Genomic DNA, 14,885 nt, shown 5'->3' on the forward strand with positions numbered 1-14,885 from the left:
TTACATATGTAAGGCCTTTTTACGTTTAGCGCTTATCTTAACCGTTATAATTCACCGGGTTTAAAGTTATCAACGGCAATTGCTTGTTTTCTTAGTTTATTGGTATGGTGCATTGCATCGGCATCGGCTTGCGCAAGGAGCTCATTCTCTAGTGCGTAATTTATTGCGTCTTTTATGTCGAGTGTTGCAGGGATCTTACCACTGCGTTGCCAGTGTTTTAATTCTTTAAACTGTGTTTGCATATCGTGCATAGCTAAAAATGCATTTTCCATCACGCCTGTGCCCGCATTTTCATCTACATAACATAAGTGCGTTAAACGGTTTCTAAACACCCCTGGTTGCGTCATATGCTCGCAAATACTTTGGGCTGTTTCATCGCTTGGCTTGTGATAGTGATTCCCCAGTGGAAACACAATGCGTTTAAGTAAAAAGTTAACCACCGGATTTAAAAAGTTTTTGAAAAAGCCATCAAACGCTTGGCCTATCTCATAAAGAGAATTTTCAATAGCGTATTTCACAAAAGGTAAATCAGCCTGTTGGCGCCCTTCATCTTCAAAGCGTTTTAATACAGTAGACGCTAAATATAAATGGCTAAGCACATCACCTAAACGCGCCGAAATCATCTCTTTACGCTTTAGCTCGCCACCAAGTACCAACATGGCTACATCTGTAGTAAAAGCAAGCCCTCGGCTCATTCTGCTTAGCTGTTTGTAATACACAGCGGTTGCACCGCACACGGGCGCTTTTGCCAAACAGCTTCGCGTAAGACCATGCACAAAAGCCATGCCGGCGTTACTGGCAGCAAATAAAATGTGCTTCATCAATAAACTATCAAATTGATCAAGTGCTGCATCATCGTCTTCCATTGCGGCAGCTTCCATTTCCTTTAACACAAGCGGATGACAACGCGTGGCACCTTGGCCAAAAATCATTAAGTTACGGGTTAAAATGTTTGCCCCTTCAACAGTAATCGATACCGGGATCCCCATATAACCATGGGCTAAATAGTTATTAGGCCCAACTTGAATACCTTTACCAGAGTGAATGTCCATTGCATCGTTCATTACCGTACGCCCCATTTCGGTCATATGGTATTTTGCAATGGCGGTAACAACCGATGGGCTAAGTTTTAAATCTATTGCGCCTGCAGTCATTAAACGCGCAGACTCTAACGTATACGTTAACCCGCCAATACGTGCTAAGGCTTCTTGTACACCTTCAAATTGGCCAATTGATACACCAAACTGTTGGCGTACCACAGAGTAAGCAGAGGTCATTTTAGAGGCTAAATGCCCTGTTGCGGTGCTTAGTGCAGGTAAAGAAATACCGCGCCCAGCACTTAAACACTCAACCAACATGCGCCAGCCTCGTCCTGCGCCTTGCTCACCGCCAATAATCCAATCTAGCGGAATAAAAACATCTTTACCGTAGGTAGTTCCGTTCATAAATGCCATGTTTAATGGATAATGGCGCTCACCCGTTTCTACCCCTTCATGATCAGTAGGAATTAGCGCACAGGTAATACCTAGCTCTTTTTCATCGCCTAATAACCCATCTGGGTCATACATTTTAAAGGCAAGGCCAAGTACGGTTGCCACCGGCGCAAGCGTAATATAACGCTTAGACCAATTTAAACGCAGGCCTATAACTTCTTCACCATTATGCTGCCCTTTACACACTACGCCTGAGTCGGGAATACTGCCCGCATCAGAGCCTGCTTCTGGGCCGGTAAGTGCAAAACACGGCACATCTTTACCACTTGCAAGGCTTGGTAGCCAACGGTCTTGTTGCTCTTTTGTGCCATAATGCAGTAACAGCTCGCCTGGGCCTAAGCTATTAGGCACCATAACAGTAACCGCCGCAGTTAAGCTTTTTGTGGCAATTTTTGACACTATGGTTGAATTAGCAATGGCAGAGAACTCACGTCCACCAAATTTTTCAGGAATGATCAGCGCAAAAAAGCCCTCTGTTTTTAAGTAATCCCAGACTTCTTTTGGTAGGTCTTTGTCTTTTTGTACAATTTGGTAATCATCTAGCATCGCCAGTAGCGTGTTCACCTGATTATCCATAAAGTCATTTTCTTTATCGCTAAGCTCAGGCCTTGGAAAGTTATGCAGTTTTTGCCAATCTGGATTACCACTAAATAGCTCACCATCCCACCATACATCGCCGGCTTCCATTGCCTCTCGCTCAGTTTGCGAGAGCGGCGGAAGTACCTTTTTAAACATTTTAAACGTAGGACGGCTGATCAGGTTAAGGCGAATATCTTTGACTGCAAAAATAACCACCACCACGACCAGCAATATTATAAATACTGACATGAGCACATTCCTTTTACATTGAATGAAAATAGTAACTTAATTATGACCCATCTTAGTTTAAATACAATCATTGCGCGATGCACCACACGCCTTAACGTATTAATTTTATTGTTTTAAACATCGCTGCTATTATCACTTTCTTAATAACAATAAACCAAAGGAATACAATGAACACGCCACGCTTTAAATTAAGTATGAGCGCCCTCATAGTCGCAAGTACATTAGCGCTAACCGCCTGCGAAGCAGAAATAGCAATAGACACTACCGATTCAGCACAGACCGAGAAGCCTCTTACAAAACAAGATGCCAATGCATTTATTGCCAAAGCCGAGCAAGAGCTAAGTGAGCTTTACCTAGAGTCGAGCCGCGCTGAGTGGATTTACGCAAACTTTATAACACACGACACCTCGGCGTTATCTGCCGAAGTTAATCGTAAAATGACCGAGTCGGTCGTACGTTTAGCCAATCAGGCAGCCCAATTTGACGACTTAGCGCTTGATTACGATGCACGCCGCAAGCTTAATAAACTTAAACTTGCGCTTACTTTACCCGCTCCTCAGGACGCCGAAAAAACAGCCCAACTTTCAACTATTGTGGCAGAGCTTGGGGGTTTATACGGTAAAGGTAAATACTGCAAAGACGATGGCAGCTGTTTAAGCCTAGGTGATATGACCGCAAAAATGGCCACCAGCCGTGATTACAACGAGCTACTTGATTTATGGCAAGGGTGGCGTCAAATTTCAAAACCAATGCGCCCACTTTACGAGCAGCAAGTAACTCTTACAAACGAAGGGGCTAAAGAGCTAGGTTATGCTGATACCGGCGCAATGTGGCGCAGCAAGTACGATATGCCAGCCGATGACTTTACAACCGAGCTTGACCGCATTTGGGGGCAAGTAAAGCCACTTTATAACTCACTGCATTGCCATGTACGCGCTAAATTAGGCGATAAATACGGCACCGACAAAGTAGCCCAAGATGAACCTATTCCTGCGCATTTATTAGGAAACATGTGGGCACAAGCGTGGGGTAACATTTACAATGTGGTCGCGCCAGAAAACGCCGATCCGGGTTACGATGTTACCGAGCTATTAGCTAAAAATAATTACGACGAGCTAAAAATGGTTAAAGGTGCTGAAACCTTTTTTACCTCAATGGGGTTTGAGCCATTGCCAGAGACCTTTTACGAGCGTTCGTTATTTGTAAAACCAAAAGACAGAGACGTGCAGTGTCATGCCTCTGCTTGGAATATAGATAGCAAAGACGACTTACGCATTAAAATGTGTATTCAGCGCACCGGCGAAGAATTTTCTGTTATTCACCATGAGCTAGGCCACAATTTTTATCAGCGCGCTTATAATAAACAGCCTTTATTTTATCAAGAAAGTGCCAACGATGGTTTTCACGAAGCCATTGGCGACACCATTGCTTTATCGGTTACACCCGGTTACTTAAAAGAAATTGGTTTACTTGAGCAAGTACCTGATGAGTCAAAAGACATTGGCTTACTAATGAAAATGGCGCTAGATAAAGTCGCCTTTGTGCCCTTTAGCTTAATGGTTGATCAATGGCGCTGGCAGGTATTTTCGGGCCAAGTAAAGCCACAAGATTATAATAAAGCGTGGTGGGAGCTACGTGAAAAATACCAAGGTGTGAAAGCGCCTATTGCACGTAGCGAAGATGACTTTGATCCAGGTGCTAAATACCACGTACCGGGCAACACCCCTTATACACGTTACTTTTTAGCGCATATTTTACAGTTTGAATTTCACCGTAGCTTATGTGAAATAGCCGGTAACGATAAAGCCATTCACCGCTGCTCTATTTATAATTCAAAAGAAGCAGGGGATAAGCTAAACGCAATGCTGGAAATGGGCTCTTCTCGTCCATGGCAAGAAGCCCTTGAAACCATTACTGGCAAGCCGCAAATGGATGCAACCGCTATGCTTGATTACTTTGCACCGCTGCAACGCTATTTAGATGAGCAGAACAAAGACCGTAATTGCGGCTGGTAAAACTTTTACCACTGTTAATTTAAGTTAAAAATAACAAAGCCCGCTACAGTAGCGGGCTTTTTGTTCAGTAACTAAATTTTAGTTAAATTAGAACTGTAAGCTTACATTTGCAAAGTAAGCATCGTAATCAGAATCATCCCAGTTATTACCGTAACCTGCTTCTAAACCAACAGTGTTATTGAAAAAGTGTTGAGCACCAAAAGCGTAGTCATCGTTCTTGTTAACTGTAACAAACACCGATGTTGCTTTACTGAAGTAGTAGTTAGATGCTAATTCCCAGCTACTAGAACCGCCATCAACATCTTCAAATTTACCTTCAACAGTTAAGTAGTTACCTTGCTGTAAATCAACAAAGTACTTAGCTGCTACTGTACGGTAATCAAACTCGTCATCTGCTGTTACAGTAAAGCCGATATAATCAGTGCTGTTTAATTCGTGGTTATATGCTAAGTCAAACACAAACTGATTGTCAGCATCTTCAACATCAACAAACGTTGCTTTTAATACAAGGTTTGGATTAAAGAAGTAGCCTGCTGAAAGTTCAATTACATCCGTGCTTGAGCCAAAATCACTGTCGAAATTATTGTACTGCGCACCTAATACGAAATCTTCTACAAAATACTCACCGCCAACGCTAGTAATATCTAAAAAATCATTATCACTGTATGCACCATAAACATTTGTTTGCTTATTGATGTACTCAAATTGATCATAAGGACCTAACGTCGCTTTTGGAGAAAAGTAATAAGTTGAGTCTACACTTACCGTGTCATCTCCATCAATGTCCATGTATCCTACATGGCTGATAGATTGGTAAGTATCGGCTGCCATTGCAGTAGATGCAGCGCTTGATAATAAAATGCTCGAAATGATAACGGCTAATTTTTTCATTTTAAATTCCCTATAAATGTTATTTTCTATGCTTGGGCCGTGTAGCCAAAGTCGGGCCGCATCCTAACAACAAATAATGAACAAAAAATGAATGGGTAAGCAAATTAAACACAATATCAACCACTTAAATTGTTAATCATTACGTACAAATGTAAATATAAAGCACACCTTAAATCTACAGTAGAATTATATCTCAGCATTTAAACTTCAAAAGTAACAAATAAGGTACAAACTGTAGCTAAATTGAATACAACTTAACTATTCGATAAACCTCATCAATATAACTATCCCTCATTATATTTTTCTCATTTTTCAAAAAAATTATTATTTTTAATTTAAAAGAAGCTATTTAGATGAGCAAAACAAAGACCGTAATTGCACCTGGTAAAACTTTTACCACTGTTAATTTAAGTTAAAAACAACAAAGCCCGCTACAGTAGCGGGCTTTTTATGCTTTTAATTAAGTACAGGGCTTAATTAAAACTGAAAACGCATGTTTGCAAAGTATGCATCGTTATCAGAGTCATCTGCATTGTTCTCGTAACCTACTTTAAGACCAATGTTTTTATTGATGAAGTGCTGAGCACCAAAGCTGTATGTATCTTGCTTGTTGTAGTTAGCAAATACCGAGGTTGCTTTTGAGAAGTAGTAGTTAGTTTCTGCTACCCACTGGTTTTCTGCATCTTCAATGCTCTCGTATTTACCTTCAAACGTTAAAAAGTTACCTTGCTGTAAGTCAATAAAGTACTTAGCTGCAACAGCGCGGTAATCAAAGTCGTCATCAGATGTAAGTGTTACACCTACGTAGTCTGTGCTGTTTAGCATGTGGTTGTATGCTAAATCAAACAAAGCAAAGTCATCGCCGTCTTTGTTTTCAACAAGCGTTACTTTTGCTAATAAATCAGGGTTAAAGAAGTAGCCACCAGTTAGCTTGTAAAGCTCACCGTTAGAGCCCGAATCTGGGTCAAGGTTTTCGTAAGATGCGCCAACAACGAATTCATTAATAAAGTATTCGCCACCAATATTAGTAACATCGCCAAAGTCGTCATCAGCATAACCGCCGTAAACGTTAGTTTGTTTATTAATGTACTCAAACTGATCGTACGGACCTAATGTTTTTTTAGGAGATAGGTAATAAATAGAGTCTACAGCAACGGTGTCGTTGTTATCGCTATCTTTGTAGCTTAAATTACTGATTGAATTGTAGCTGTCTGCAGCAGCCGCAGTGCTAGATAATAAAATGCTTGAAATAATAACTGCTAATTTTTTCATTGTAAGACTTCCCTTTGTGCATTGCTTTTTATGCTTTAGCTCATTGACTAAAGTGGGGACATGCTAACGCTGAGAAACTGAATGAAAACTTAATTAAGCAGTTGTATTTATTAAGTTAATTGTAAGTAGGTGTAAGAAACTGTAAATTTAAAGTAGTTGCAACATATAGTCAACAACTACTTAAAACATGTTCAGCAAACTAAAGCGCATGCTTACTTATTACACGATAAACCTCGTTAATATTATCGCCCGATTTAAACTCTTTACTAATAGGCGTTGGGTCTGAACCAATCCAAATTTTAAGCTCGGCATCTAAATCAAAGTGCCCTGCACTTTCTTTACTAAACTTAGTAATTTTAGAATAAGCAATACTCATCATTTCCATTTTAGAGCCGGTCATACCTTGCTTATCAATTAAAATTAAACGCTTATTAGTAAAAATAAACATATCGCGAATCACCTTATAGGCTTTTTCTACTTGTTCGCCATCTATTAAGGTATTGGCAAGTACTTTTTCTAAATCAGAATCATCTACTTCGCTTGCATTTCCCATTAAACCACTGAGTAGTCCCATTATGCTTTCTCCTGTGTAAATATTTGATTTTCTAAGGTGTGACCATTTACTAACTGCCTATATTGCCAGTTTTTTTGATGGCAAAAGTTTAATAAAGCAATATCAAGTGGCTCACCGGTTGGCTGGTACTCAATCACGTATTCTTTATGTTGGCTCATATACACACGGCTTACACCTGCTAATGCCTGCAGTTGTTGCTCCACATTTTGATACGCCTCGTTGAGCATTAAGGTATAAAAGTGAGTATGCGTATTGTTGTCTTTTGTTTGGTGCTCGCTCAAAATGCCCTTATCTAGGTGGAGCACTTGGGAGCATAATCGCTCAAGTTCGGTTAAATCGTGCGAACTCAAAATAAAGGTGGCTTCATCGCTTAAGCTCGATACCAGCTCTCGCACCTCTCTGGCATGAATAGGGTCAAGCCCTGCTGTGGCTTCATCAAGCATCACTATTTTCGGCGAGCCAATCAGCGCTTGCGCTATCGTTACCCGTTTGCGCATACCGTGAGATAAATCGCCCGCACGCTGTTTAGCGACTTCTTTTAAGCCTACCAAATCAAGTACGCGCAGCGCTTCATTGTGGCTTTGTTTAGCGCCCATACCTTGAAGCTTGCCATAAAACGCCAGTTGCTTATCTATATTAAAACGCGGATCTAACTGCGCATCTTGCGGTAATGCACTCACTTGGTTGAATAACGCGGCACTACCAGGCTTATGCCCTAAAATACTGAGCTCACCGTGGCTTGGGTTAATATAGCCGCACAATAGACTAAATAATGTGGTTTTACCGGCGCCATTTGGGCCCACTAACGCCACCGGTGCACCTTTTTGAATTTCAAAGCTTACGTTGTTAAGTGCTTGCTTTGCGCCATACGATTTACTCAAGCCGCTGGCTTTTATTAATACGCTCATAGCGAACTCCTTGTAAATATTCGATGCGCAATCGCTATAAATACAGCACTTTGAATAAGCGGCACACCTAAGGCACTCAATAAAGGTAGGTTTTGCCCAGCTAAAAGCTCAGAATTAACCCCTGGGAAAAGGTAATCGAGCGCATTTAAAGCCGGCACTTGCCACGCCAATATACCCACAATAATGCCGCCACCAGCAAAATATAAAATGGCTAACACAATCGCTAAACGCGACGAGCGAGCAAACGTGTTAATCAAACTCATTAATGCTACAAACGGGCTAAGAACCACCACCATTATTATAAATATAGAAACCGCACGGCTTAACCCACCCATTAATAGGCTAGGCTCTCTGTAACCAAGTACACCAAGGGTTGCCACTAGGGTAATAGCTAATAAACACGCTAGCACGCCAAGCTGACCTAAAAAACGGCCAAATAAAATTTCAAACCGTGTAGAGCGCAATGATAAAAACCGTAATGTGCCGCGCTCTCTATCGCCAACGGTTTGATCGCTTGATATAAAAATAGCAAACAGCGGAAAGCTATACAAAGCGATTAGCCAGTACATAGCAAATTCGGCCTCAGGCCAATCAAGCAACTTACTTAAACCAATACTGCCTGAAATATCGCGTGCCATTTGTTCAAAATTGGGGGCACTAATAATGCTGACGGCTTGGCCTATCGGGTAGCGTAAAATAAGTAACCAAACAAGGGCAAAGGCGGCCATTGCAATTAAGCCGCGCTTGGTTAAAAACATACGTACTAGCTCAAAACCCGCTATTTGGGTTAATCGCCCTATGTTCACTAATGATGATGTTGCCATTGGCTTTCCTTAATGACGTTGCTCATGCTTTAAAATAAAGCGTAATGTAACAACAGTAAGTGTAAACACCTTGAATTACCAGCAAAAAAAAAGCTCACCATAAGTGAGCTTTGTAACAAACCGTTTAAATGTAACAGGCCAAACTTTGTTTATTTAGCCTATTTTTATAAATGCTGTTGGTATACCTCAAGTGCTTGGCTTAAGTCATTAATTAAATCATCAATGTCTTCAAGGCCAATATGCAAGCGAATAACAGGGCCTAAATCCCAACCAGTGTTCGAACGTAAACCTTTCATGGTCAAATTGGCGGTAACTAAACTTTCAAAGCCGCCCCACGAAAAGCCCATTTTAATGTGCTCAAGGCTATCTAAAAACGCATCAATGGCTTTTTGGTTACCGGTTTTCATTACAAATGAAAACAACCCATTGCTGCCATCAAAATCGCGCTTAAAAAATTCATGCCCAGGGCAGCTTTCAAATGCTGGATGGCGAATATGATCAACTAACTCATGTTGCTCAAGCCATTTTGCCACCTCTATAGCCGCCTTTTCGTGCTGATTTAAACGCACTGCCATAGTGCGTAAGCCTCTAAGCGCTAAATAGGCATCATCTGCGCTGGTGCATTGCCCTAATAAGTACGACTGCTCACGCAGGGTTGGCCAGTACTTTTTATTTGCCACTGCTACACCCATCATTACATCAGAGTGGCCAACAATATACTTAGTTGCTGCTTGAATACTAATATCTACACCGTGTTCAAGTGGGCGGTAATGCAAGCCATTGCCGTAGGTGTTATCAAGCATGGTCATAATATTATGCTCATTGGCTACTTTAACCATGGCAGGTACATCTTGTATTTCCATGGTTATAGAGCCAGGCGATTCTAAAAACAGCACTTTTGTGTTTGGCTGAATATACGCCTCAATACCTGCGCCAATCGTGGGTGGGTAATAAGTGGTGGTAACACCTAGTCCCGCTAAAATTTTATCGCAAAAATCACGCGTAGGTTCATACACGTTATCAACCATTAAAATATGATCGCCCGCCTTTACAAACGACAATAACGCTTGGCTTATTGCCGCAGCGCCGCATGGGTAAAGTGCGCAGCCTTCGCCGCCTTCAAGCTCGGTAATCGCCTCTTGCAAGGCAAAATGTGTAGTTGTGCCACGGCGGCCATAAAATAATGTTTTATCTCCGCGGGTTTTAGCGGCTTCTTTTAATTCGGCCACGCTGTCAAATACAATTGTAGAAGCGCGCTGTACTACGGGATTTACCACACCATGGGTGTAGGCTTTTTTACGCCCCGTTGATACTAACTGGGTATTTTTATTTTTGCTTGTCGACATTACCAATCCTTAAGCCTTATTTGAAAGCCATTGTTCAATTAAAAAACGCGAAATTGAATCGACCCGAGGGAGTTTATAATGATCGCCTTCATCGCCCATATTGCCAAACGCCTTAACTTCTTCGCGCGTAAACCATTTGGCATCGTCTAATTCGTCTTTATCTACGTTTATTTGCTCAGTTTTAGCCTGAGCAATAAAACCCAACATAATAGAAGAAGGAAATGGCCAAGGTTGCGAGGCAATATAACGTACATTATCAACGTCAATGCCTGCTTCTTCTTTAACTTCGCGCGCTACAGCTTGCTCTAGTGTTTCACCTGGGTCTACAAAGCCTGCCAATGACGAATACATACCTTGTTGCCATATTGCTTGGCGACCCAATAAACAACGCTCTATTCCATCTTCAAATACTTTAGTAACCACCATAATTACTGCAGGGTCAGTGCGTGGAAATGTAGGGTGCTTGCAGTGCTCGTTTTCACATAGGCGTGAATGCCCTGCCTCTACTAATGTATTTTTACTGCCACAACGCCCACAAAAACTATGCGTTGCATGCCAATAACATAAGCCACGGGCAAGTGCGGCGATAGAGCCATCTTGTATATCAACGTGAGGGCCATATTGGCGTATATCAAAAAACTGTGCGTCGCCTATAACGCACTTGAGTTCGTCATCGTGTATGGCTGAAACATCTAACGCAAACACACCCTGTTGCTCGGTATTTGAGCCTAAATAAATAGCGTTTGATAAATCTAAATGGGCAATTTGCTGATACGTTAAGTAGCACACTTGAGCTGCGTCTTTATAAAACAAAGTGTGGTTATTATTCACCAAAAGCCACTTACTTTGTGCCGACATTTGTGCGTTTAACCACGCCGCGTTTTTACGAAAATTAGACCCGCGGTCTAATGGCATGTCGCTGTAATAAAGCATGTGAGTCCTCAATAACATGATATGGCGTAAAATTACCATAACCGCTGAGTAAACCCAATTTATTACAGCAATAAAAAAAGCCTATATTAGCTATATAGGCTCTTTATTAAAAACTCTCATGTTGCAGGCACTTAGCCGCTATATTTTATGCTTTAGAGTAGTAAGCTATCATCAATTAAATGAAACTGTTCTGCACTTTGCTTAAGCACCTCTGCGGTTAACTTATCGGCGCCGTAAACATCGCACGGTACATTGTATTGATTTTTTAAATACCCTAGCAATAACGCAAAGTCGCCATCACCAGAGAGCAAAATAACTTTATCGAGGTTTTTGCCTTGCTCTAGCATATCTATCGTTATGCCTACATCCCAATCCCCTTTTGCGCTGCCGTCGCGGCGCTGAATAAACGGCTTTAGTTTTACTTCAAAGCCAATAGCACGCAAAATATTTTGAAACTGGTTTTGTTTTTCATCACCGCGGTGAATGGCATACGCAAATGCACAATCTATAGAATACTGCTGCTTCATGTGCGCCCAAAATGCATTGTAATCAAAGTTTTTCCGGTAACTTTCGCGGCACGTGTAATAAATGTTTTGTACATCAACAAAAATACCGACACGTGGCTTACTGATTTGCTGATCGTTTTGTAAAGTCATTTGTTTCCTTAAGTGCTCACAGCTCAGCGCAGCTGAAATAAAACGCCATTAACGAGTGAACCTTGCAATTTTGTTTTAAGTAACCTAAATTGGTTACTTAATTAAAGGTAACCAAATTTGGTTACCTGATTCTATGTAACTGCATTAAGTTACTTTTTGGATTTTTATGATTGGTGTGATCAGCGGCGATATAATTAAATCGCAAAAAATACCTAAGCAGCAATACGATGCCATGCTTTATCAGCTAGAGCAAAGTTTGCGTGCAATTAGTGATAAAACATCCCTGTGGACCATATACCGAGGTGATGCTTTTCAGTTACAAATAAATCAAAGCGAGCAGTTAATTAAAACCGCTATTATCATTTATTTGCATTTAAAGTCGGCAGGTTACGAGCTACGCCAAAGTATGGCCTTAGGTGAGGTAGACAACCCACGCAGCGATATAAAAACAGCCACCGGCTCGGCCTTTGTGCTCTCAGGGCAAGGCCTTGATAAAATAGCCAACCAACGCTTTACCTTACAGGTAGCAAAGCACACCCTAGATGAAAGTTTTAGCCTTAACCTTGCCTTTGTCGATACCTTGCTTAGCAAAATAACGCAAAAACAAGCCAATGCGCTTTACGTGTATTTGACCCAGGCCGATAACAGCCATGCAGCACTGGCAAAAGAGCTTAACACCAGTCGCGAAAATGTCACTAAATTGCTTAACTTAGCAAATTATCAGCTTATAGAGCGATTTATAGTACACGCTAAACAGGTCATAACAACGATTGCAAAAGGAAGTGAGTAATGGGGTTTTCGTTATTATTAGCGGCATTAATTATAGGCCATCTAGTCAGTGACTTTTTTTTACAACCAATGAGCTGGGTAAACGATAGAAACACCCACCACTTTAAAGCTAAAAAGCTCTACCTGCATGTATTAGTACACGGTGTGGTTAGCGCCGTTATTTTAGCGCTTTGGGAATATAGCTATGGCTGGCAACAACTAAGCACCGTGTTACTTTCAACCGCTGCAATTATGCTTAGCCACTACCTAATAGATATTGCTAAGTCGTATTCAAATAAAGGGGTTGTGCCCTTTTTACTCGACCAAATCGCGCATATAGCCGTAATAATAGCGCTGTGTATTTATATAACTGATAACCAAAGTTTAATCGCGTACGTAAGCGCACTTGCCACAAATCCTAAAGTGCTTTGGGTTGTATGCGGATATTTAATTATATTAAGCCCAAGTGCCGTATTTATAAGAATGATGCTTGAAAAGCTCACCGCTAACTTTTCAAGTGAGGGCAGCTTACCGTTGGCCGGACAAAGCATTGGCATGATAGAGCGAGTACTTATGCTGAGCTTTATATTACTTGATCAATTTGCGGGGCTTGGCTTTTTGCTAGCTGCCAAGTCGGTATTTAGGTTTGGCGATTTAAGTGCCAGTAAAGATAAAAAGCTCACCGAGTACGTTATGCTTGGCACCTTACTAAGCGTTAGCGTCACCTTGTTTGTAGGTTTAGGCGTTAATTCGTTGATTAGGTAAGTGTAAATTTCAGATAATAAAAAACGCGCTGCTTCTATTAAAAAGGTAGCGCGTTTTTTGTATTTGCGTTTAATTAAAGGCCAATACAATCTTTAATAATAATTAATCGTTATTTGGGCGACGACGGCGCTGGCCATTACCACCTACCGATTGGCGCTTTGCCCATGGGCTTTGTGCGTTGTCATCAGTTTTGACTGCTGGTTTTTTAGAGCCACCACGACGAGGGCCGGTACCGCTTCCCCCATTGTTTGGTTTTTTGCTGTTCGGCTTATCAGACTTAGGTTTGTTAAACGGCTGTTTTGCTTTTTTAGGCTTTTTAGGTTTAATTGGACGAGCATCTAATGCGCGCTCAGGCACTGGGCTAGTTGGTTCAAATCCAGGCTCTTCAGCGCGAGGGATTAGCTCACCAATAAAACGTTCAATACCGTATAAATCAGCGGCGTCATCAGCTGTTACAAACGAAATAGCATGCCCTGATGCACCAGCACGGCCTGTACGGCCAATACGGTGAACGTAATCTTCGTATACGTTTGGTAAGTCGTAGTTAACCACATGCGGAAGCTCAACAATATCAAGGCCACGTGCCACAATATCAGTCGCTACAAGTACGCGTACTTCACCGCTTTTAAAACCATCTAATGCTTTAACACGAGCGCCTTGTGATTTATTACCATGAATAGCGGCGCCTACTATGTCGTCGCGCTCAAGCTGTTTAACTAAACGGTTTGCACCGTGCTTGGTACGGCTAAACACTAATACTTGTTGCCAATCGTTGCTACGAATTAAATGGCTAAGTAATGCGGTTTTACGCGATTTATCAACAGCGTAAACACTTTGCGTTACACTTTTAGCAGTGGTGTTTTTTGCCGCAACTGATATTTCAACAGGGTCGTTAATTAACCCTTTTGCTAATGCTCGAATATCATCTGAAAACGTTGCCGAAAACATTAAGTTTTGGCGCTTAGGCGGCATTTTAGCAATCAGGCGTTTAATGTCGTGAATAAAGCCCATATCAAGCATGCGGTCGGCTTCATCAAGTACCAGCACTTCAACATTATCAAACTTAACCGCGTTTTGATTATGTAAATCGATTAAACGCCCAGGCGTGGCCACTAAAATATCAACCCCTTTACGAAGGCGCTGCATTTGTGGGTTTATTTTTACGCCGCCGTACACTACAAACGAACTTACATCAGAGTGCTTTGCGTATTCTTCAACGTTTTCGCTTACCTGCAAAGCCAGCTCACGCGTAGGCGCTAAAATAAGGGCACGTACGTGGTTACTTTTTGCTTTACTGCCTTTAGATAGCAGCTCAATTAGCGGTAACGTAAAACCAGCGGTTTTACCTGTGCCTGTTTGTGCAGCCGCCATCACATCGCGACGTTCAATAATTGCAGGAATTGCTTGAGCCTGAATAGGCGTTGGCGTTTCATAGCCCTTTTCTAAAACCGCGTTAACTAAAGACTGTGATAAACCTAAACCATCAAAACTCATAAAATCTCTCAATAAAAAAAAGGCCAAACCGGCCAAGGGCGCATTATACGCAACTAACTTAGAAATGCATGGAAATATTCACTTTGCCAAATAAGCACTCAGCGCAAAAATAGCGAAT

Annotated in this window: 13 protein-coding genes; 3 read left to right on the forward strand and 10 right to left on the reverse strand. The window is 41.5% G+C overall.

Annotation, left to right across the window (positions count from 1 at the left end):
- Nucleotides 1-44: 44 nt before the first annotated feature.
- Entirely contained in the window at nt 45-2,321 is a 2,277-nt protein-coding gene (locus CWC04_RS18235; protein ID WP_138686092.1) for an acyl-CoA dehydrogenase, read from the reverse strand.
- A 167-nt stretch (nt 2,322-2,488) separates the two neighbouring features.
- Between CWC04_RS18235 and CWC04_RS18240 the strand changes: the two genes are divergently transcribed.
- Nucleotides 2,489-4,336, forward strand: coding sequence for a M2 family metallopeptidase (locus CWC04_RS18240; RefSeq protein WP_138686093.1), 1,848 nt, complete (start codon nt 2,489-2,491; stop codon nt 4,334-4,336).
- 87 nt (nt 4,337-4,423) lie between these two features.
- On the opposite strand, the gene CWC04_RS18245 is transcribed toward CWC04_RS18240, so the two are convergent.
- The 8 genes from CWC04_RS18245 to CWC04_RS18280 all read right to left on the reverse strand — a co-directional run bounded on the left by CWC04_RS18245 (nt 4,424) and on the right by CWC04_RS18280 (nt 11,740).
- Entirely contained in the window at nt 4,424-5,227 is an 804-nt protein-coding gene (locus CWC04_RS18245; RefSeq protein WP_138686094.1) for a putative porin, read from the reverse strand.
- Between the two features lie 477 nt (nt 5,228-5,704).
- Entirely contained in the window at nt 5,705-6,499 is a 795-nt protein-coding gene (locus CWC04_RS18250) for a putative porin (RefSeq protein WP_004589517.1), read from the reverse strand.
- Between the two features lie 199 nt (nt 6,500-6,698).
- Nucleotides 6,699-7,073 carry a PH domain-containing protein gene (locus CWC04_RS18255; RefSeq protein ID WP_138686095.1) on the reverse strand — a complete coding sequence of 125 codons (375 nt, stop codon included), beginning with the start codon at nt 7,071-7,073 and terminating at the stop codon, nt 6,699-6,701.
- A complete protein-coding gene (locus tag CWC04_RS18260) occupies nt 7,073-7,981 on the reverse strand; it encodes an ABC transporter ATP-binding protein (protein WP_138686096.1) in 909 nt (302 codons plus the stop codon). Before CWC04_RS18260 ends, CWC04_RS18255 begins: the two co-directional genes overlap by 1 nt.
- Nucleotides 7,978-8,805, reverse strand: a complete 828-nt coding sequence (locus CWC04_RS18265; protein WP_024033655.1) for an ABC transporter permease — start codon at nt 8,803-8,805, stop codon at nt 7,978-7,980. The genes CWC04_RS18260 and CWC04_RS18265 overlap by 4 nt, the downstream gene beginning before the upstream one ends.
- A gap of 164 nt (nt 8,806-8,969) precedes the next feature.
- Nucleotides 8,970-10,151, reverse strand: a complete 1,182-nt coding sequence (locus CWC04_RS18270) for a cystathionine beta-lyase (RefSeq protein WP_138686097.1) — start codon at nt 10,149-10,151, stop codon at nt 8,970-8,972.
- A 9-nt stretch (nt 10,152-10,160) separates the two neighbouring features.
- Nucleotides 10,161-11,084, reverse strand: coding sequence for an NAD(+) diphosphatase (nudC, locus tag CWC04_RS18275; protein ID WP_029771750.1), 924 nt, complete (start codon nt 11,082-11,084; stop codon nt 10,161-10,163).
- A gap of 152 nt (nt 11,085-11,236) precedes the next feature.
- Complete coding sequence (locus CWC04_RS18280) at nt 11,237-11,740, reverse strand: LabA-like NYN domain-containing protein (protein WP_138686098.1); 504 nt, start codon at nt 11,738-11,740, stop codon at nt 11,237-11,239.
- Between the two features lie 166 nt (nt 11,741-11,906).
- On the opposite strand from CWC04_RS18280, the gene CWC04_RS18285 reads away from it, so the two are divergent.
- Nucleotides 11,907-12,530: a hypothetical protein gene (locus tag CWC04_RS18285; protein WP_138686099.1), complete on the forward strand. Its 624-nt coding sequence runs from the start codon at nt 11,907-11,909 to the stop codon at nt 12,528-12,530.
- Nucleotides 12,530-13,273, forward strand: coding sequence for a DUF3307 domain-containing protein (locus CWC04_RS18290; RefSeq protein WP_138686100.1), 744 nt, complete (start codon nt 12,530-12,532; stop codon nt 13,271-13,273). The genes CWC04_RS18285 and CWC04_RS18290 overlap by 1 nt, the downstream gene beginning before the upstream one ends.
- A 102-nt stretch (nt 13,274-13,375) precedes the next feature.
- Here the strand turns inward: CWC04_RS18290 and CWC04_RS18295 are convergent, their stop codons facing one another.
- Complete coding sequence (locus tag CWC04_RS18295; protein WP_138686101.1) at nt 13,376-14,767, reverse strand: DEAD/DEAH box helicase; 1,392 nt, start codon at nt 14,765-14,767, stop codon at nt 13,376-13,378.
- Nucleotides 14,768-14,885 lie beyond the last annotated feature (118 nt).

Source organism: Pseudoalteromonas sp. S2893, from assembly GCF_005887105.1.
In the GTDB taxonomy this organism is placed as follows: Bacteria; Pseudomonadota; Gammaproteobacteria; order Enterobacterales; family Alteromonadaceae; genus Pseudoalteromonas; species Pseudoalteromonas atlantica.